Raw genomic sequence first — 17,834 nt, forward strand, 5'->3', positions numbered from 1 at the left:
CGCGCCCCGCAGCCGGCTGCCGCGGGTCGCCGCGTGCACCCCCGGGCGGGCCGGGGTCAGCGAGTCCAGGGCGCCGCCGGGATGCGCCACCAGGCTGAGCACGGTGCTGCCGCGGGCGCGCAGGCGGCGGTCGAGCTCGAAGGCGAAGGACATCTGCGCCAGCTTCGACCGGCCGTAGGCGCGCTTCGGGCGGTAGTCCCGGGCCGACTGGAGGTCGTCCGGGTCCAGCCGCTCGGAGCGCGCCGCGAAGCTCCCCACCGTCACGATCCGGGCGGCGGGCGCCGCGGACAGCAGGGGCGCCAGGGCCCGGGTCAGCGCGACGTGCCCCAGGTGGTTGACCCCGAACATCAGCTCGTGACCGTCCTTCGTCGTGCACCGCGGCGGATCGTCGAGCGCGACACCGGCGTTGTGGACCACCGCGTCGAGGCGGTCGAGTCCGAGACCGTCCGCGGCGGTCCGCACGGACGCCAGGTCGGCGAGGTCCAGCCGGAGGTGGCGCAGCCGCGCACCGGGGACGCGGGAGCGGATCGAGGCCATGGCGGCCGAGGCCTTCGCCCCGTCCCGGCTCCCCAGCACCACGACGGCCCCGGTCCCGGCGAGCTGCTCCGCGACGAAGTAGCCGATCCCGGCGTTGCCCCCGGTGACCAGGAAGGACCTGCCGGCGGCGGAGGGCAGCCGGTGGACGTCCCACGGCGGGCTGGGGTAGGTGGAGGACATGACGGGGGCTCCTTCGGCTCGGGCGGTGCGTCGTCGGCGACGCACCGCCCGGCCAATGAACAACGCGCCACCCACAGACCGCTGATGGATCACCGTCACCACCGGCAGACCGCCGACACCGTGCCTAGTACAGGTCGGAGCTGCGGATCGTCGCCCAGCTGATGCTCCGGCCGCCGCTGGGGTTGACGAAGACGACCTTGAGGCCGCCGAGGGCGGAGACCGCGAGGCTGGCGTTCGCGAGGGAGCTGGGCTTGAAGGTGTCGGCGCTCCAGCAGGGGTGGCTGTTGACGTCGTAGACGACGAAGTTCCCGTCGCCCTGCATGATCGCCTTGTAGCCGCAGCCCCAGGTCTTGGGCGCCTGCCAGACGGCGTGGACGAGACTCGGGTCCTGGTAGGCCCGGTAGAGGACGAGGTTGCCGTCGTTCTGCAGGACCAGCTGGGTGTCGCCCGCCTCGATGTGGCCGCCGCGGTAGAGGATGCCGGGCTCGTCCAGGTACGCGGCGGGCGGGCCGTCGGCGTGCGCGGTCCCCGCCGACGTCACCGTCCCGACCAGGGCCAGCATGCCGGCCGCGATCCCGAGCACGGTGTGCCGCAGCTTCTTCGTCGTCTTCATGTCCCCGTGTGCCTCTCTCGTCCGTTCGCGCCCGTGAACGTGTGGGGCGCGCTCTGCGGGATCGATCGTGCGTGACGGCGGTAGACAAACGATCAACGCCCAGGTGGACCGGCGTCAGCCGAGGGCCCTGGGCGAGCGGACCTCGGCCATAGGCCTAAACGGGTTCCACGTGGTTGTCCGCGGCGGCCGCGGTGGGGGCGGGGACCGTTCGGAGGGTGGGATCGCCGGGGCGGGACTGGGCGAGCAGCCAGTCGTAGACCTCGGGGTCGTCGTACGTCCGGGTCCAGGAGTCGTGGCCGACGCCCGGGTAGCGGGTGAACCGCACCGGGCCGCCCAGTGCGCGCAGCGCGTCGACCAGGCGCTCGGTGTGCGAGACCGGGATGACCTCGTCCTCCTCGCCGTGGAAGGTCCAGACGGGGACGGCGGTCAGGCGCGGAGCGGACTCCCGCAGCCAGGAGCCGCAGACCGGTACGGCGGCGGCGAACCGGCGCGGGTACCGGGCGGCGAGCGCCCACGAGCCGGTGCCGCCCATGCTGAGGCCGGTCACGTACCGGCGGTCCGGATCGATCCGGACCTCCCGCTCCACCTCCGCCAGGAGGGCGGCGAGGCTGCTCAGCTCCGCCACCCAGGAACTGTGGGCCGGGCACTGGGGGGCCAGCACCACGAACGGCAGCCTCGCCCCCTCGGCGATCTGCCGGACCGGGCCGTGCGCGGCCAGGACCGCCGGGTCCTCGCCGCGCTCCAGGGCGCCGTGCAGGAAGAGCAGCAGCGGCCACGGCCCGGGCCCGTCCCGGTAACCGTCCGGCAGCGACAGCAGGTACCCCAGGTCGTTGCCGTCGTCGTCGACGGCGAACCGGCGGTGCTGGAACGGTGCGGACATGGGGTTCCTCCCGGACGAGGGGTCAGGGGCGGGGCCGCCCCCGTCACCTGTACCCGGTCGGCGCCCCGGTATCGCCCGGTGGCGGCCGCGTCAGGAGGTGGTCCGGGCGGTGCAGGTGCCGAGCTGGTCGCCGGGCCGGAGGGTGCCGTCGCCGAAGGTCTGGTTCATGACGGTGGCGAACTCGGGCAGGACGCTCATCCAGATGTCGGAGAGCGCGAGGTTGACGCGCGGCGGCAGCACGGACTGCACGTCCGGGCTGATCCGGGGCCGGGTGGGGATGTTGTACACCGGGAGGCGGGTGCCGGCGGGATCGCTGCTGGTCTGCACGACGAACGTGCTGTCGCCGGAGAGGCTGCCTTCGAGGTTCGAGACCTGCACGTAGTGGCCGGAGGCGTCGGTCAGGGTGAAGCCGCCCTTGGCCGCCGTCCGGATGTAGACGGAGTTCGCCAGGGTGACGGGGTTGCCGACGGAGGTGAGGTCGATGGTGACCGTCCCGGTGGCGTCGACGTCCCGGAAGGACGCGGCGTTGCCGCCGGGCGTCAGGGCCTTGAAGGTGATGCCGGGCTTCGCCCAGGTGAGCGTGCACTCGGCGCTGCCGGTGGCCATGTTCAGGGTGACGGGGGCGCCCGCGAAGGCGACGTGGGCGAGGGCTATGGTGCCGACGAGGCCCGCGGCGAGCGCGGCGACGGTTTTCGGGGACATCTGCGGGGACTCCTGGTGTGGCGGGTGGCTCCCCCCGGGCTCCCAGCGTTCCGGGCCCGCTGACGGGCGGCAAACCCGCTGCGCCGAGTAGCGTCATCACCCACCGTCACGGGTGGCGGGGTCCAGGAACCCGGGGCGGGTGTCAGGCGACCAGGGCCGCCCGGTAGGCGGTGATCACCAGGTGGACGCGGTCGCGGGCGGCGAGCTTCGCCAGCAGGTGGCCGACGTGGGTCTTGACCGTGCCCGTGCTGACGCACAGCCGCTCGGCGATCTCGGCGTTGGTGAGCCCGCGGCCGATCAGCGTGAGCACCTCCAACTCCCGTCCGGTGACGGCCTGGAGGACCCGCTGCCGCTCGCCGTCACGGTCCGCCGGCGGTTCGGCGGGGCCGGTGGAGGCGGCGGCGAACGCGCGGATCAGCCGGCGGGTGACACTCGGGGCGAGCAGCGCCTCCCCGGCGGCGACCACCCGGATCGCGGTCAGCAGGTCCTCGGGCGGGGTGGACTTGAGCAGGAAGCCGGAGGCTCCGGCGCGCAGCGCGCCGTAGATGTACTCGTCCAGGTCGAAGGTGGTGAGGACGAGGATCCGTACGCCGCTCTCGGCGGTGATCCGCCGGGTGGCCGCCAGGCCGTCGGTGCCCGGCATCCGGATGTCCATCAGGACCACGTCCGGGTGCTCGGTGCGGGCCAGCCGGACGGCCTGCGCGCCGTCGGCGGCCTCGCCCACCACGGTGAACCCGTCGGCGGCGGCCACGATCCCGGCCAGGCCGGCCCGGACCAGCGCCTGGTCGTCGGCGACCACGACCCGGATCGGCGGGGCGGGGCGCTCCCCGGCCGTCGTCATGACGCGACCTCGACCGCGGCCTCGGCCAGCGGCAGGACGGCCCGGACCCGGAAGCCGCCGTCCGGGCCCGGCCCGGCCTCCAGGCGGCCCCGGTACAGGCCGACCCGTTCGGCGATCCCGGCCAGGCCGTGCCCGCCGCTGCCTGTCGCGATGCCGCCCGTCGCGACGACCGGCGTGCCGCACCCGGGGTCGGTCACCTCCAGCACCAACCGGTCGTCCTCGTACGCCACGTCCACCCGGGCCGAGTCGGTGCGCGCGTGCCTGGCCACGTTGGTCAGTGCCTCCTGGACGATCCGGAACGCCGATAGCTCGACGCCGTCCGACAGCGGCCGCACCCGGCCGCCGACCCGTAGCTCGACCCGCACCCCGGCCTCGGCGCTGCTGGCCACCAGCCGTTCCAGGTCGGCGAGTCGGGGCGCGGGGGCGAACTCGGCGCCCGCTCCACGGTCGGCGCCTTCGGCCGGGGCCCCGCGCAGGACGGTGAGCAGACCGCGCATCTCCACCATCGCGTCCCGGCTCACCGCCTGGATGGCTTCCAGTGCCTGCTCGGCCTTCGCCGGATCCCGGCCGATCACGAAACGGCCGTACCCCGCCTGGACGTTGACCACGCTCATGCTGTGCGCGATCACGTCGTGCAGCTCCCGGGCCAGCCGGATCCGCTCCTCGGCGAGCTCCTCCGCGAGCTCGGCCCTGGCGAGGTCCAGCTGGTGACGGCGCAGCTCCGCCCCGTACGCGCGGTAGCGGGCCGCCGCGCTGCCGAGCGCCCAGGCGGTGACGACCGCCAGCGCGGCGAACACCAGGTTGTTCCACAGCTCCCGCGAGCCGAACCCGCTCAGCCCGGCGCCCACCAGCCCGAACGCCAGCGCGGCCGCGCCGACCCGCGGCGCGCCGACCGCCGCGACCAGGTAGACCGTCATCGCGGCGGCGAGCACCACCTGGAACCCGGCCAGGTTGGCGATGGTCAGCCGTCCGGCCACCGCCACGACCACCACCCAGGCGGCGAACACCACCCCGGCAGCGGCCACCGGCGCGAGCCGCCGCAGGCCCGCCGCCGCGCCGACGACGACCACGCACCCCAGCACCGTCACCAACTCGGCCGTGGTCGGCTCGGCGTAGCCCCGGTGGTGCGGGTCGAACACCCGGTAGGCGTCCAGCACCCGCAGCCAGGTGAGCACGGTCAGGGCCAGGGAGACCGCCAGGTCGACCAGAACCCAGTGGCCCGGGCGGAGCCTTCCGGTCACCGGCGGGCGCGGGATGTCGGACATCGCCCCAGGCTAGCGGCGGCCCGCCGCCGGGGCATCGCCCCCCAGGCCTACGACCACGGGCAGAGACCGGCCCCCGTCCGATGCCGGGATTCCGCCCACGGTGGGAGGCCGGGCCCCCGGCGCGGACGGGAGCGTGGAGGCACGCCACAAGGAAAGGCAGCACGATGATCGAAGTACGCGACCTCAGCAAGCGCTACGGCGGCACCCTCGCCGTGGACGGACTCACCTTCACCGTCCACCCCGGCCGGGTCACCGGCTTCCTCGGACCGAACGGCTCCGGCAAGTCCACCACCCTGCGGATGATCCTCGGCCTGGACGCCCCGACCGCGGGGCGGGCCACCGTCCACGGCCGCCCGTACGCCTCGCTGCGCCACCCGCTGCGCGAGGTCGGCGCGCTGCTGGACGCCGGCGCCGTCCACCCCGCCCGCTCCGCCCGCCACCACCTGCTCGGCCTCGCCGTCACCAACGGCATCGGCCCCCGCCGGGTCCGCGAGGTGCTGGAACTCACCGGTCTGGCGACGGCGGCCCGGCGCAGGGCCGGGCGCTTCTCGCTCGGCATGAAGCAGCGCCTGGGCATCGCCGCCGCCCTGCTCGGCGACCCGCCCGTCCTGCTGCTCGACGAACCCGTCAACGGCCTGGACCCGGAAGGCGTCCAGTGGATCCGCACCCTCCTGCGCGACCTCGCCGCCGAAGGGCGGACCGTCCTGCTCTCCTCGCACCTGATGAGCGAAACGGCCCTCACCGCCGACCACCTGGTGGTCATCGGGCGCGGACGGCTCGTCGCGGACGGCTCGACGGCCGACTTCCTCGCCGAGCACGCCCGCACCGACGTCCTGGTGCGCTGCGCCCGCCCGGCGGAGCTGGCCCGGCTGCTGCGCGCGGCCGGGGCGGCCTCCGTCGGCGAGGAGCCCGCCGGAGCGCTGGCCGTCGTCGGCCTGGAGCCGTCCGCCATCGGCGAGCTGGCCGCCGGGCACGGCATCGGTGTCCACGAACTCACCGTCCGGCAGGCCTCGTTGGAGCAGGCCTTCATGGACGCCGTCGGCGGCGCGGTCGACCACCGGGCCACCTCCACGTCTTCCGTCACGACTCCCGCCACGGATTCCGTCACGTCTCCCGGAAAGAGGACCGCATGAGCACCGCACCGACCACCCGGGGTGCCCTGGCCGGGGAGTGGGTCAAGCTGCGCAGCGTCCGCGCGACCCCGCTCGCGGCGGCCGTGGCCCTGGCCGCCGCGCTGTTCATCGGCCTGATCGACTACGCGAGCGCGGCCGACAACTGGGCCTCCTGGAGCGCCGAGCAACGCGAGCGCTTCGATCCGGTCCGCTACGGCTTCTCCGGCGGCTTCTACGTCGCCGTGCTGGCCGTCGGCACCCTGGGCACGCTGGCCGCCTCCAGCGAGTACACCACCGGCCAGATCCGCACCACCCTCGCGGCCGTGCCCCGGCGCGGCCAGGTGCTCGTCGCCAAAGCCCTGGTGGTCGGCGGGGTTTCGGCGCTGCTCGGGCAGCTGCTCGCCTTCCTGACCTTCCTGCTCGGCCGGCGCGCCCTGAGCGGCCGGCACCTCGCCGTCCCGCTCGGCGCGCCCGGCGTGGCGCGCGCCGTGATCGGCTGCGGCCTGTTCCTGTCCGCCTTCGCCCTGCTCGGCCTCGCGCTCGGCTTCGTCCTGCGCCACACGGCGGGTGCGGTCGCCGCCCTGTTCGGCCTGTTCTTCCTCTCCCCGATGCTGCTGGCACCGCTCGGCGACGGGGTGTCACGGTTCGGCCTGCAGAGCGTCTTCGAAGGCCTCGGCACCACGGTCGCGTCGGCGGGCGCCGACCGCCTCGGCCCGGTCGGCTGCTTCGCCGCCCTGGCCGGCTACCTCGCCGTCGCCTTCACCCTGGCCGCCCTCGGCCTGTCCCGCCGGGACGCCTGACGCCGGGGCCGGTACGGAGCGGGGGATCCGCCCGTACGCTGAACCCCGTCGTACGGTCGACAGCCCCACCTGGACGGGCCGCCGCCCCGCCGGGCCGCCACCGAACCGGATCAGCAGGAGGCGACGTGAAAGCGTTCCACCCGACCTTCGGACAGCGGCCCTGGCCGGACGGCCTGCGCGCCCTCCAGGTGTACGCCCTGCCCGACCTGCCGGCGGGCTCGGCCCTGCACACGCTCCTCGCCGGCCTGCGCGAGGCCCTGGCCGGCTTCCCCGTCCTGCCGGTGCCGGACGAGCGGACGCACATCACCCTCGACATGCTCACCTCCGCCCCGGCGGACGCCGTCACCGACGCCGAACGCCGCGACCTCGCCGACCGGTTGCGGGCCGCGGTGGCCGGGAGCGGGCCGATCGCCCTCCAGGCCGGCTCGCCGCTCGCCCACCGCACCGGCGTCCGCCTCGACCTCCACCCCGACGGCGAACTCGCCGCCCTCCAGCACCGCGTCCGCGGCGCCGTCCACCGGGTCTTCGGCCCCGACTCCACCGCGTACCCGCTCGGCGTGCTCCACACCACCGCCGCCTACGCGGCCGCCGACACCGACAGCGACGAGCTGGCGCAGGCCATCCACCGGGTCCGGCCCGGCCACGCCCCGTTCACCGTGAACCGGATCATCGTCAACGAGGTGTTCTGGCGGCGCGTCCCGGTGGCCGGTGCGGACCTGCCGGGGTGGCGGATCTGCTGGGACACCGTCGCCACCGTCCGGCTCGACGCGTAGGCCCTGGTGGCGCCGGCTCCCCTGCGCGGGGACGGGTGTCCTCGCACAGGGGAGCCGGTGGGGGCGGGCACCGTCAGGCGGCGGAGGGCGGGAGGAGACCGGTGAGCAGCTCCCGCAGCTGCGCCGTCTCCTCCGGGGGCAGCGGCAGCAGCGGGGGCCGCGGCGGCCCGGCGGGGCGGTTCAGGATCTCCAGGCCCGCCTTGACGGTCCGGGGGAGGCCGTGCCGGACGATGAACCGCAGGAAGGGCAGCAGCTCCCGCAACAGCGCGTCCGCGCGCTCCTGCTGTCCGCCGACGGCCGCGGCGTGGAGCTCCAGCACCGGCTGCGGGACGAGGCAGGGGGCGGCCGTGCACCAGCCGGCGGCCCCGGCGCGGAAGGCGTCCAGGGCGAGCGGGTTGCTGCCGTTGTAGACGGACAGCTCTCCGTCGGACAGTTCCCGGATGGCGCGGAAGCGGGACACCTCGCCCGAACTCTCCTTGACCATGGTGAGGTTGGGGATCTTCCGGGCGAGTGCGACCACCGTCTCCGGGCGCAGGTCCACGCCGCTGGTGCCGGGGTTGTTGTAGAGCATCATCGGCAGGTCGGTGGCGCGGGCCACCTCGTCGTAGTGCCGGGCGAGTTCGTCCTCGGTCAGCTTCCAGTACACCTGGGGCAGCACCATGATCGCGGTGGCGCCGTGGCGGGCGGCCACCCGGGCGCGGCGGACGGTGCCCTCGGTGCTCCAGTGGGAGACGCCGACGAGGGTGGGCACCCGCCCGGCCACCGCGTCCAGGGTGGTCTCGCAGACCGCGTCCCACTCCTTCCCGGTCAGGTAGGCGCTCTCGCCGGTGCTGCCGAGCGGGGCGACGGCGTGGCTGCCGGCGGCGACCAGGGCGCCGGTGAGCGCGCGCAGTGCGGCCAGGTCGACCTCGCCGGTGGCGGCGTCGAAGGGGGTGACCGGGTAGGAGATGATGCCCTGCAGGGGCGGATTGGCCATCAGAGGTCCACCTGTCCGTTGACGCAGTCGGGGTGAGTGCGCAGTGCCTTGCGCGCGTAGTACGCGAAGTTCGCCCGGCTGCGCCGGTCGGTGGAGGTCCAGTCGTGGGCCTCGCGGGCGAGCGCCGGGTCCAGGGGCTGGATGGTCCCCGCCGACATCGCCAGCAGTTGCAGGCGGGCGGCCCGCTCGATGAGCAGCGCCAGGGTGCACGCCTCCTCGATCGTGGAGCCGGTCACCAGCTGGCCGTGGTGGGCCAGCAGGACGGCCCGCTTGTCGCCGAGGGCGGCGGTGATGATCTCGCCCTCCTCGTTGCCGACCGGCACGCCCGGCCAGTCCTTGAGGAAGGCGCAGTCGTCGTACAGCGGTGTGGTGTCCATGTGGGAGACCACCAGCGGGACTTCGAGCATGGCCAGTGCGGCGGTGTGCAGCGGGTGGGTGTGGATGACGCAGTTGACGTCCGGGCGCGCCCGGTAGATCCAGGAGTGGAAGCGGTTGGCGGGGTTGGGCATGCCCGTGCCCTCCAGGACCTCCAGGTCCTCGTTCACCAGGAGCAGGTTGTCCTCGGTGATCTCGTCGAAGCCCAGGCCCAGGCGCTGGGTGTAGTAGGTGCCCGGCTCGCGCCCGCGGGAGCTGATCTGCCCGGCGAGCCCCGAGTCGTGGCCGCCGTCGTACGCGATCCGGCAGGTGAGCGCCAGCTTCTGGCGCGTGGTCAGTGTCGAGTCCCCGAAGTGCCGGTCCATCTGCCGTGCGGCGCGGTCGACGAGGACGTCCTTCGAGTCCTGCAGGGTGTTCGCCATGTGTGTGCTCCGGTTCTCCGGCCTCGCCCCGGCGGCCAGGCCTGTGTCCGGAGCCGTGGCTCCGGAGGAAACATTGTTCACGATAGGACACAAGGTTTCCTGCGACAAGAGCGGCGAGTGCGATACGGGTCGCGAGGGTGGGCGGGGCGACGGCCGGCGGGCGGGGCCTCCCGGGCGCACCGGCGGCGCCGCGGCGTAGCATGGCCCGCCAGAGGACACGGTGTGTCATCGGAGGTGGATGGCACGGGAGAGGAAGAACCAGTGATCAACCGGGTGCGGCAGCTGCGCAAGGAACGGCTGATGACCCTGGAGGCGCTGGCCGAGCGGTCCGGCGTCACCAAGAGCTACCTGTCGAAGGTCGAACGCGGCCAGAGCGTTCCCTCGATCGCCGTCTGCGCCTCCCTCGCCAAGGCCCTCGAAGTCCCTCTGGACAGTCTCTTCGCCGAGGCCGAGGAGCTGAGCGAGGTCACCGTCACCCGGGCCGCGGAGCGTCAGGCCCTGACCGCCCCGGACGAGCCCGGCACCCGCTACGAGGGGATGGCGCTCGACGCCGGTGCCAAGGGCATGACCCCGTTCATGCTCTACCCGCCGCTCGACGACGGCCCCGCCCCGTTCCGGGACCACCCCGGCGAGGAGTTCGTCTTCGTCCACGAGGGACGGGTCGAACTGGTCCTCCCGTCGCGCGCGATCACGCTCGACTCGGGCGACTGCGTCTACCTCAAGGCCACGACGCCCCACCGGCTGCGCTCGCTGGGGACCCGGCGAGCCACGGTCCTCCTGCTGGTCTCCAGCGACCACGGGGCTCCGGACGACGCCCGGCCCCCGTACTCCCGGCTGCCCTGAGCCGCGGCGGGCGCGCCTGTCCGGGCTCGCGCTCCGCCGCGGGCGGTGACGCCGAGGTCGCCGCCGGCGCCACCGCCCCGGGGCTCGTTGTCCCGGGCGGGCCGACTACCCGGCGCTCATCCGACGCTCACCTGGCCGTCTTCGACAGCGGCACCGCCAGCTGCATGAGGTTCGGCAGCCGGCCGAGGATGTTGTCGCCGCTGAGGAACAGCAGCCGGTCGCCGAGCCGCGTCACCACGATCTCCTCGCTGTGGTACGGGCCTTGGGGCACCTTCTTCACGTCGACGGCCTCGTCGCCGAGCCCCGGCACCGGCTGCAGCGTCACGGTCAGCGGAATCGCCTTCCCGTCGATCCCCTTGCCGGTGAAGGACGTGCAGCGGTCCGCGTACGCCCGGATCTCGCCGAGCAGCTTGGCCGCGTCGCCGGCGTGGTAGGCGCCCAGGTAGACCTCGACCCTGTTCTCGCCGTCGTAGACCTCGTTCGTCGCGCCCGAGGCCCTGTAGTCCAGGGAGAGGACACTTCCGGCGAGGCGCATCTGGGTGCACGGCTCCTGGGGCAGGACCGGCTTGGCCGGCTCCTCCAGGACGTAGGTGCCGGAGTCGTTCTCGCTGCCGTTGCCCTCGATCCGCCACCCGGCGGGCAGCGTGGCGGCGGTCGGCAGCAGCTCGCGCAGGGCGGCTCCGGTGGGGATCGGCGGGCCGGTCGGCGTACTGCTGGGCGAGCCGAACGCCGGGGCGCCGGACGCCTGGAGCGTCGGCGTGGACGTCGGGGCGGCACCCGGGGAGCCGGCGCCGCCCGAGGTCGCGGACGGTTTGTCGGGGACGGCTCCCGGGCCGGTTCCCGACCCTGCTCCGGGATCGGAGGAGCACCCGGCGGCGACGGCCGCGGCCATCGCGGCCGCGCCGACCACGAGGGGAATCCTGACGTTGTTTCGGACCATGGACACAAGAACCCTTCCGCACAAGCTCACTGACGGTGAGCATCGTGCCCGATCCAGTTGGCCCGGGACATGAGTATCCGTACTCAACTCCTGCCGCCCCACCCGCCTCAGGAGCCTGGCGGCGCGGCAGCCCCTCGGGCAGCAGACCAGCCGAACGGGTGAATCCGGCGACGGCCGTGCGCCGCCCGTCCGCTTGGCATATGCGCTGAACCATGCCCGGAACCTGCTCGAAAAGTCCCCGTTCGACCCGGGCTCGCCCGGAGGCGAATCCACTTGAACGCCGCGCTCGAACAGCACCATCATCGGACGCCCAGCCGCCCGTAACGACTCCGTCGGACCGGTCAACTCGGCCTGAGGAAAGGCGACTTGAGCTTTCCTGTCGGCCGGGACCGGTGAGTCCGCACGTCCGCGCACCGCTCCGCTCCTGGAGGATCTGTGGCCTGTTCCCCCGCCCCGTCGATCCACGTCCCACCCGTCCCCGGGGCCCTGGTGGCCCGCCTGCCGCTGGCCCCCGCCCCGCGCGAGGAGGCGAACGCTTGAGCACCACGACGGCGTCGGCCGAGGCCGCCGACGAGGAACTGCAGTGGCTCGCCGACGGACGCCGCATCGCGGCGATCGAGGCGATCAGCGTCAGCGCGATGGCCCGCCGCCTGCCCGCGCTCGTCGTCCGCGCCTTCCGCCTCGGCTGGCGCATCGACCGCACCTCCGTCGCGCTGCTCCTGACCTGCCAGGCCGTCTCCGCGGTGCTCGGCGCGGCCGGCCTGTTCGCGACCACCGGCACCATCTCGGCCCTGTTCGGCCCCGGGCAGGTCGGAGACAAGCTCACCCGCGCGGCGCCGTCGATCCTCGTCATCGCGGCGGCGGCCGGCGCCCGCTCCCTGCTGGGCATCACGATCCGGACCATCACCATCCACCTGTCGCCCCGCATCTCCCGGGAGGCGGAGGCCGCGGTGCTGCGCGCCACCGTGGCGGCCGAACTGACCGCCTACGACCACGCCGGCTACAACGACGAACTGGAGGCCGCCGACCGCGGCGCCGAGGTCTGCGTGGACATCGTCGGAGAGGCGCAGAACCTGCTCGCCTCCCTCGCCTCGCTCCTCGGCGCGGCCGGCGTGCTGACCGTGCTCCACCCCGCCCTCCTGCCGCTGCTGGTGCTGGCGGCGCTGCCCCAGGGCATCGCGTCGGTGCACGCCGCCCGGGTGCAGTTCCTGGCGAACCGGGCCGCCGTCGGCGACCGCCGGATCATGGCGAACCTGCGCTGGTACATCCACCTCAAACGCAACGCCGACCAGGTCCGCTCCGACACCATGGGCGAGTTCCTGCTCGTCAAGTACGACCAGGTCGGCCGGCGGCTGGACGCCACCTCGCGCCGCGCGGCGATGCAGAGCGCCCGGGTGTCGGTGATCGGGGCCGCCGCATCTGGCCTCGGCACCGCGGTGGTGTGGGCGGCGATGCTGTGGCTGGTCAGCACCGGCCGGATGAGCCTGCCGCGCGGCGGCGCGGCGGTGTTCGCCCTGACCGCTGTCAGCACCAGCCTGCGCGGCATCGTCGGCTACGGCGCGGACCTCTTCCGCACCGGCATGTACCTGGACGACTGGTCGAGCTTCCTCGACACCGCCGGCGGCCACCGGCCCAAGCGCGGCACCGGGACGCCCGAGGCCCCGCGCCGGATCGCGGTGGAGAACCTCGACTACGCCTACCCCGCCTCCGACCGCAAGGCGCTGGACGGGGTGAACCTGCACGTCGAACGGGGCGAGATCCTGGCCCTGGTGGGGGAGAACGGCTCCGGCAAGACCACCCTCTCCAAGCTCCTGGCGGGGCTCTACCTGCCCGACGCCGGAGCGGTGCGGTGGGACGCGGCCGACACCCGCGACCTCGACCCGCACGCCCTGTGGCGCCAGGTCGCCGTCGTCCCCCAGGACTACGCCCGCTGGCCGCTGACCTGCCGCGAGAACATCACCCTGGGCCAGCCCACCGCCGACGGCGACGCGGCGGTGCTGCGCGCCGCCGACGCCTCCGGGGCCGCCGACGTCGTCGCCCGGCTCCGCCGGGGCCTGTCCACCCTGCTCGCGGTGGAGTGGATGGGCGGAGAGGAGCTGTCCGGCGGCCAGTGGCAGCGGCTGGCCATCGCCCGTGCGTTCCACCGCGAGGCCGGGCTGCTCGTCCTGGACGAGCCGACCGCCGCCCTCGACCCGCGCGCCGAGCACAGGATCTTCCAGAACCTGCGGGCGGTCGCGCGGGAGCGGGCGGTCGTCCTGGTCACCCACCGGCTCACCAACGTGGCCGTCGCCGACCGGATCGTCGTCCTGGAGGACGGGAAGGTGCTCCAGGAGGGCACGTTCGCGGAGCTGGTGGCCGAGGAGGGCGGCCGGTTCAGGGAACTGTGGGACCTGCAGAACGAGCGCACCGGCCTTCCCGCCCAGCGCGGAGGTGCCGCGGTCCGGTGCGCTGCGCCGGAGGAGGACGTGTCGTGAACTCCCGCATCCGGTGCCGGTAGTGGACCGACCGGCCCAGGACGCTCCGGCGGTGCCGACCGGGTTCAGCGGAACGCGGCGGCGTGCCGGGCGGCCCAGTCGGCGAAGCTGCGCGGGGCGGTGCCGAGGACCCGCCGCACGTCCGGGCTGACGCGCAGCTCGGCGGGGGTCGGAGAGCCGAGGATGTCCAGGGTGTCCTCGGCGAGCTCCACCGGCATGCTCCGGGCCATGGCGGCCCCGGCCTCGTCGCGGGTGAGGTCGTGGAACCGCACCGGCGTGCCCAGCGCGGCGGCGACGGCCTCCGCCTGCCGGCGCGGGGTGATCAGTTCCGGGCCGGTCAGCTCGTACACGGCGCCGGTGTGCCGGTCGTCCACCAGGCAGGCCGCCGCGACCTCGGCGATGTCCGCCGGGTCGACGATCGGCACACCGACGTCGCCGAAGGGGGCGGCGACGACCCGGTGCGCGCGGACGGACTCGGCCCACCACAGGGCGTTGGAGGCGAAGCCGCCCGGCCGCAGGATGGTCCAGTCCAGGCCGGAGTCCCGCAGCGCGTCCTCCACCGCGCGCATCGCGATCCGCGTCGGGCCGAAGGGCCTGGTCGCCACGCCCTGCGAGGAGAGCAGGACGATCCGGCGGACCCCGCTGGCCGCGGCCCGGCCGATGATGTCGGCCGGGCCGGCTCCGGCGGCGTGCAGGTCGCCGGACAGCAGCAGGAACAGCGCCTCCGCCCCGGCCAGCGCCGGTGCGAGGCCGGCCGGATCGGCCAGGTCGGCCGCCACGTGGCGGACACCGTCCGGCACGGGCGCCGCGTGTCGCGACACCGCCGTCACCGGCAGGCCCGTCTTCGCCAGCGCCCGCGTCAGCGGTCGGCCCACATTCCCGGTAGCCCCGGTCACCACGATCATGGTCAGCTCCTTTTGCCCGACGGACTCTGTGGCCTTCACGCTAGGAGCGGCGGCTAACCCCTGGTAAGGACGTACCTTGACGTAAGCTCAGGACATGGAGGTAGGTGCGCAGGACAAGCAGGCCGAAACCGGGCGGCGGTATGAGGTGTTTCACACCGACTGCCCCGCGCGCGACATGGTCGACCACGTGACCAGCAGGTGGGGCATCTGGGTGCTGATCTCCCTGCGGGCCAACGACCTCCGGTTCTACGAGCTGCGCGAGAGCATCCAGGGCATCAGCGAGAAGATGCTCGCCCAGACCCTGCGCGCGCTGGTCCAGGACGGCCTGGTCTGGCGGAAGGTCGAGCCGACGACGCCGCCCCAGGTCACCTACGGGCTGACCGAGTTCGGCCGGGACCTCGGCGAGCCGCTGGAGGACCTGTTCGGCCGGATCACCCGACGGCTGCCGCCGCGCGGCTGACGGTTCGCCCGGGTCGGGCTCGGCCGCCGGCGCTCGTCGGGACGGACGTGTTGCCCGTACGGGCAGTGCATCGTGCCCTCGCGCCCCTTACCCGCGACCGCCGCACCGGGTATGTAGGGGGAACACCACGAAACTGCCGTCCCCACGAGCGGAGTTCCATGCACGCGCACGAGCCGACGAAGGACGAGAAGCAGCCGCAGCGCGCCCCCAGGAGCGCGGCCACACGGTCCGGGGAGGCCCCGGGCGGCCAGGTGCCCGACGAGCTCCTCGGGCTGCAGCGCACCGTCGGCAACGCGGCCGTCGTCCGGATGCTCCAGCGGAGCGGGCACGGGCACCGGCACGGCGCGGGCTGCGGCCACCAGCCGCCCGTGGAGGAGCCGGTGCAGCGCTCCGCCGTGCACGACGTGCTGCGCACGCCGGGCAGGCCGCTGGACGAACCGCTGCGGCGGGACATGGAATCCCGCTTCGGCGCCGACTTCTCCGACGTCCGTCTGCACACCGGCTCCGCGGCCCGCGACTCCGCCGCCGAGGTGGGCGCCCGTGCCTACACCTCCGGCAGCCATGTCGTCATCGGCGACGGCGGCGCTGACAAGCACACCCTCGCCCATGAGTTGACGCACGTCATCCAGCAGCGCCAGGGTCCGGTGGCCGGGACGGACAACGGGTCCGGGCTGAGCGTCTCCGACCCCGGGGACCGCTTCGAGCGCGAGGCCGAGGCCAACGCGGTCCGGGTGATGAGCCGGATGCCCGAGCAGAGCGACCACGGCCTCGAAGAAGCCCCCGTCCAGCGGAGGGCGGACACCACGGCCCGGGGTACGGCGCGCGCCGCCGGCGCGACGGCCGTCCAGCGCTACGCCCAGGTCACCACCGAGGAGTTGGGGCCCGCACGGGTCTCGCAGAACGGCCTCTACCTCCTGACCGCCGATCCCGGGGCGGACACCACCGTCATCTGGGTCGCGGAGGGCGCCCCGGCGCCCCGGTACTGCAAGGCCACCGGGCAGAGCGGGCAGATCGCGGGACGCACGTACGCGGAGTACGAGCCGAAGACGTCCTTCCTCGCGGACTGTGCCCACACCGCCGAGGAGATCATGCACCGGCAGCGGCTGGCCCTCGGGCAGGACGCCAGCGAATTCGCCCTGGGCGGCCACCAGTTCGGCCTGGGCGACGCGGAGAACGCGCAGGGCGCCGCGGCCTACGCGAACGCCCGGCCCGGCGGCCCGAACGCGAACGGCGAGGAACGGCCGGGCCCCGGCCAGGCGTTCGCCATCGTGGAGACCGCCTGGGACGAGGACTTCGAGCACCCGGACAACACCAGCGGGTGGCCCTACCACGTGGCGGCGGTCGTCGCCGAGGACGGCGACGACCGCATCACCGTGGAGCAGGCCGCGGACGGCAACGACGCCAAGGCCCGGCAGGGGTACGAGGGCATCGTCGACATGTATACGGCGGGCACGGACCCGACCAACGGGCAGGCGCTGCCGCACAGTTTCCACGGGCGGAACACCGGCGGCCCGGTGCAGCACTTCTCGGCCGGCGCGATCACCGTCATCCTCCAGCCGATCAACGTGGGCGCCCTGAACAGGGAGACCGGCAGTCGGAAGCTCATGTGACCCGGCCTGGCCTGTCTACCCTGACTCTGATGGCGAACTCGCCTGCTGTTACAAGGAAGTGACGTTCCGTCCACAACCGAAGTGACGCTCGGGGCGTCCCTATAGGTGACAGAGCCCGAGTCACGTCGATCGCATCGATCGGGCCTCGGGCCGAACCCTCCTGTGAAAGGAGTGCACCCGTGATCGTCTCCAAGCGGAACTCCCTGCGCCTGGCCGCCGTGGTCACCCTCAGCGCGCTCACCGTCGGGCTGGCGGGCACCGCCATGGCGGCCACCCCGGCCGTCCAGCCCGTGTCCGCCGCGCAGTCGGCCGCCGCGCAGGCCGGCATCACCGCCAAGCCGTCGGTCTCCTCCGTCCAGGCGTGGCAGCTGTTCCGGGTCACCGGCACGACCACCGGCCTCAAGGCTGGAAGCACGGTGACCCTGCAGCAGAAGCAGCACGGCGCGTGGGTCACCCTGCCCGCCTCCGTCCACACCAACAGCAAGGGTTCCTACTCGCTCGGCGTGAAGCTCGGCATCAAGGGCCTGAACGAGCTGCGCATCGTCAGCGGCAGCACCGCCTCGCCCGTGTTCACCGTCACGGTGCGCTGACCCGCACTCCCCGACGCGGACCCGCACGGCGTGCCGAGGCGGCCCGGCCCTGAGGCCGGGTAGCCGGATCGGTGCCGTGCGGGTCCTGGCGTGCTCGTACGGCCCGGCACCGGGGGATGCCCGGGCCGTACGGGGTGGGGCGCCCCTCGACCGACAGGCGTCGATGCCGCGCTGTCGCAGGTCCTCTGGATGGGTGTACCGAGTGCGTCGAACAGGCCGAGGGCCAGGCGCAGTTCGTGTTCGGCCCGGGGCGGGTGGCTCCTGGTGTGCCGCCCGCCCCGGGCCGCGAGCCGCGGAGAAGGGGGCCGTGGCCGGTGTCAGTGCACGGTGACGGTGAAGACCGGGGAGGCGGCGTCCCCGCTGACGATGCGCAGCTCGTTCAGACCCGTGATGCCGAGCTTCACACCGAGCGAGTAGGCGCCGCTGCTGGTCGTCGGCACCGAGGCGGGCAGGGTGACCCAGGCGCCGTTCTGCTTCTGCTGCAGGGTCACCGTGGTTCCCGCCTTGAGGCCGGTGGTCGTGCCGGTGACCCGGAA

General features: G+C 74.0%; 18 protein-coding genes and 1 pseudogene. 8 read left to right on the forward strand and 11 right to left on the reverse strand.

Translation table 11 applies throughout. The features are described from left to right. The 6 genes from AE652_RS00940 to AE652_RS00965 all read right to left on the reverse strand — a co-directional run. Positions 1–717, reverse strand: a 717-nt coding sequence (locus tag AE652_RS00940) for an SDR family NAD(P)-dependent oxidoreductase (RefSeq protein WP_049649106.1), incomplete at its 3' end; no start/stop codon positions are given. Between the two features lie 124 nt (positions 718–841). Continuing rightward, positions 842–1,330, reverse strand: a complete 489-nt coding sequence (locus AE652_RS00945) for a hypothetical protein (protein ID WP_049649107.1) — start codon at positions 1,328–1,330, stop codon at positions 842–844. 154 nt (positions 1,331–1,484) lie between these two features. After that, a complete protein-coding gene (locus AE652_RS00950) occupies positions 1,485–2,210 on the reverse strand; it encodes a prolyl oligopeptidase family serine peptidase (protein ID WP_049649108.1) in 726 nt (241 codons plus the stop codon). A gap of 90 nt (positions 2,211–2,300) precedes the next feature. Further along, positions 2,301–2,912 (reverse strand): hypothetical protein, encoded by a 612-nt coding sequence (locus AE652_RS00955; RefSeq protein ID WP_049649109.1) that lies wholly within the window; start codon positions 2,910–2,912, stop codon positions 2,301–2,303. Positions 2,913–3,054: 142 nt separating this feature from the next. Next, the gene (locus AE652_RS00960) at positions 3,055–3,753 is read right to left on the reverse strand and encodes a response regulator transcription factor (RefSeq protein ID WP_049649110.1); all 699 of its coding nucleotides are present in this window, start codon (positions 3,751–3,753) and stop codon (positions 3,055–3,057) included. Continuing rightward, complete coding sequence (locus tag AE652_RS00965) at positions 3,750–5,018, reverse strand: sensor histidine kinase (protein WP_049649111.1); 1,269 nt, start codon at positions 5,016–5,018, stop codon at positions 3,750–3,752. Before AE652_RS00965 ends, AE652_RS00960 begins: the two co-directional genes overlap by 4 nt. Before the next feature lie 164 nt (positions 5,019–5,182). Here AE652_RS00965 and AE652_RS00970 point away from each other — a divergent pair, with 164 nt between their 5' ends. From AE652_RS00970 to AE652_RS00980, 3 genes are all read left to right on the forward strand, one after another. Further along, positions 5,183–6,151, forward strand: a complete 969-nt coding sequence (locus AE652_RS00970; RefSeq protein ID WP_049649112.1) for an ABC transporter ATP-binding protein — start codon at positions 5,183–5,185, stop codon at positions 6,149–6,151. Further along, a complete protein-coding gene (locus AE652_RS00975; RefSeq protein WP_053111925.1) occupies positions 6,148–6,930 on the forward strand; it encodes an ABC transporter permease in 783 nt (260 codons plus the stop codon). The genes AE652_RS00970 and AE652_RS00975 overlap by 4 nt, the downstream gene beginning before the upstream one ends. A 125-nt stretch (positions 6,931–7,055) precedes the next feature. Continuing rightward, the gene (locus AE652_RS00980) at positions 7,056–7,703 is read left to right on the forward strand and encodes a 2'-5' RNA ligase family protein (protein WP_049649113.1); all 648 of its coding nucleotides are present in this window, start codon (positions 7,056–7,058) and stop codon (positions 7,701–7,703) included. A gap of 73 nt (positions 7,704–7,776) precedes the next feature. Here AE652_RS00980 and AE652_RS00985 read toward each other — a convergent pair whose 3' ends face one another. Both AE652_RS00985 and AE652_RS00990 read right to left on the reverse strand, forming a co-directional pair. Then, entirely contained in the window at positions 7,777–8,679 is a 903-nt protein-coding gene (locus AE652_RS00985) for a dihydrodipicolinate synthase family protein (protein ID WP_049649114.1), read from the reverse strand. Next, on the reverse strand, positions 8,679–9,476 hold the full coding sequence (locus AE652_RS00990) for an aldolase (RefSeq protein WP_049649115.1): 798 nt from the start codon (positions 9,474–9,476) through the stop codon (positions 8,679–8,681). The genes AE652_RS00985 and AE652_RS00990 overlap by 1 nt, the downstream gene beginning before the upstream one ends. A gap of 261 nt (positions 9,477–9,737) precedes the next feature. On the opposite strand from AE652_RS00990, the gene AE652_RS00995 reads away from it, so the two are divergent. Then, positions 9,738–10,319 (forward strand): helix-turn-helix domain-containing protein, encoded by a 582-nt coding sequence (locus tag AE652_RS00995; RefSeq protein ID WP_107086325.1) that lies wholly within the window; start codon positions 9,738–9,740, stop codon positions 10,317–10,319. 127 nt (positions 10,320–10,446) lie between these two features. Here AE652_RS00995 and AE652_RS01000 read toward each other — a convergent pair whose 3' ends face one another. Then, positions 10,447–11,259, reverse strand: coding sequence for a hypothetical protein (locus AE652_RS01000; protein WP_159028302.1), 813 nt, complete (start codon positions 11,257–11,259; stop codon positions 10,447–10,449). A 536-nt stretch (positions 11,260–11,795) separates the two neighbouring features. On the opposite strand from AE652_RS01000, the gene AE652_RS01005 reads away from it, so the two are divergent. Beyond that, positions 11,796–13,733, forward strand: a complete 1,938-nt coding sequence (locus AE652_RS01005) for an ABC transporter ATP-binding protein (RefSeq protein ID WP_063780015.1) — start codon at positions 11,796–11,798, stop codon at positions 13,731–13,733. Between the two features lie 65 nt (positions 13,734–13,798). On the opposite strand, the gene AE652_RS01010 is transcribed toward AE652_RS01005, so the two are convergent. Further along, positions 13,799–14,638: an SDR family oxidoreductase gene (locus AE652_RS01010; RefSeq protein ID WP_049649117.1), complete on the reverse strand. Its 840-nt coding sequence runs from the start codon at positions 14,636–14,638 to the stop codon at positions 13,799–13,801. Positions 14,639–14,732: 94 nt separating this feature from the next. On the opposite strand from AE652_RS01010, the gene AE652_RS01015 reads away from it, so the two are divergent. From AE652_RS01015 to AE652_RS01025, 3 genes are all read left to right on the forward strand, one after another. Then, positions 14,733–15,098, forward strand: coding sequence for a helix-turn-helix domain-containing protein (locus AE652_RS01015; RefSeq protein ID WP_049649118.1), 366 nt, complete (start codon positions 14,733–14,735; stop codon positions 15,096–15,098). A gap of 158 nt (positions 15,099–15,256) precedes the next feature. After that, positions 15,257–16,708: a DUF4157 domain-containing protein gene (locus tag AE652_RS01020; protein WP_049649119.1), complete on the forward strand. Its 1,452-nt coding sequence runs from the start codon at positions 15,257–15,259 to the stop codon at positions 16,706–16,708. A gap of 179 nt (positions 16,709–16,887) precedes the next feature. Continuing rightward, positions 16,888–17,298, forward strand: a complete 411-nt coding sequence (locus AE652_RS01025; protein WP_049649120.1) for a hypothetical protein — start codon at positions 16,888–16,890, stop codon at positions 17,296–17,298. Positions 17,299–17,615: 317 nt separating this feature from the next. Here the strand turns inward: AE652_RS01025 and AE652_RS01030 are convergent. After that, a pseudogene (locus AE652_RS01030) lies at positions 17,616–17,834 on the reverse strand (hypothetical protein); the annotation flags it as partial.

The sequence above is a fragment of the Kitasatospora sp. MY 5-36 genome (assembly GCF_001182915.1).
Taxonomy (GTDB): Bacteria; Actinomycetota; Actinomycetes; order Streptomycetales; family Streptomycetaceae; genus Kitasatospora.

Bases quoted from the DNA above. Each gene is read 5' to 3' on its own strand.
- AE652_RS01010 (WP_049649117.1), bottom strand. From the start codon at position 14,638: ATGATCGTGGTGACCGGGGCTACCGGGAATGTGGGCCGACCGCTGACG.
- AE652_RS00960 (WP_049649110.1), bottom strand. From the start codon at position 3,753: ATGACGACGGCCGGGGAGCGCCCCGCCCCGCCGATCCGGGTCGTGGTC.
- AE652_RS00985 (WP_049649114.1), bottom strand. From the start codon at position 8,679: ATGGCCAATCCGCCCCTGCAGGGCATCATCTCCTACCCGGTCACCCCC.
- AE652_RS00955 (WP_049649109.1), bottom strand. From the start codon at position 2,912: ATGTCCCCGAAAACCGTCGCCGCGCTCGCCGCGGGCCTCGTCGGCACC.
- AE652_RS01020 (WP_049649119.1), top strand. From the start codon at position 15,257: ATGCACGCGCACGAGCCGACGAAGGACGAGAAGCAGCCGCAGCGCGCC.
- AE652_RS00965 (WP_049649111.1), bottom strand. From the start codon at position 5,018: ATGTCCGACATCCCGCGCCCGCCGGTGACCGGAAGGCTCCGCCCGGGC.
- AE652_RS01015 (WP_049649118.1), top strand. From the start codon at position 14,733: ATGGAGGTAGGTGCGCAGGACAAGCAGGCCGAAACCGGGCGGCGGTAT.
- AE652_RS00990 (WP_049649115.1), bottom strand. From the start codon at position 9,476: ATGGCGAACACCCTGCAGGACTCGAAGGACGTCCTCGTCGACCGCGCC.
- AE652_RS00945 (WP_049649107.1), bottom strand. From the start codon at position 1,330: ATGAAGACGACGAAGAAGCTGCGGCACACCGTGCTCGGGATCGCGGCC.
- AE652_RS00950 (WP_049649108.1), bottom strand. From the start codon at position 2,210: ATGTCCGCACCGTTCCAGCACCGCCGGTTCGCCGTCGACGACGACGGC.
- AE652_RS00970 (WP_049649112.1), top strand. From the start codon at position 5,183: ATGATCGAAGTACGCGACCTCAGCAAGCGCTACGGCGGCACCCTCGCC.
- AE652_RS00975 (WP_053111925.1), top strand. From the start codon at position 6,148: ATGAGCACCGCACCGACCACCCGGGGTGCCCTGGCCGGGGAGTGGGTC.
- AE652_RS01000 (WP_159028302.1), bottom strand. From the start codon at position 11,259: ATGGTCCGAAACAACGTCAGGATTCCCCTCGTGGTCGGCGCGGCCGCG.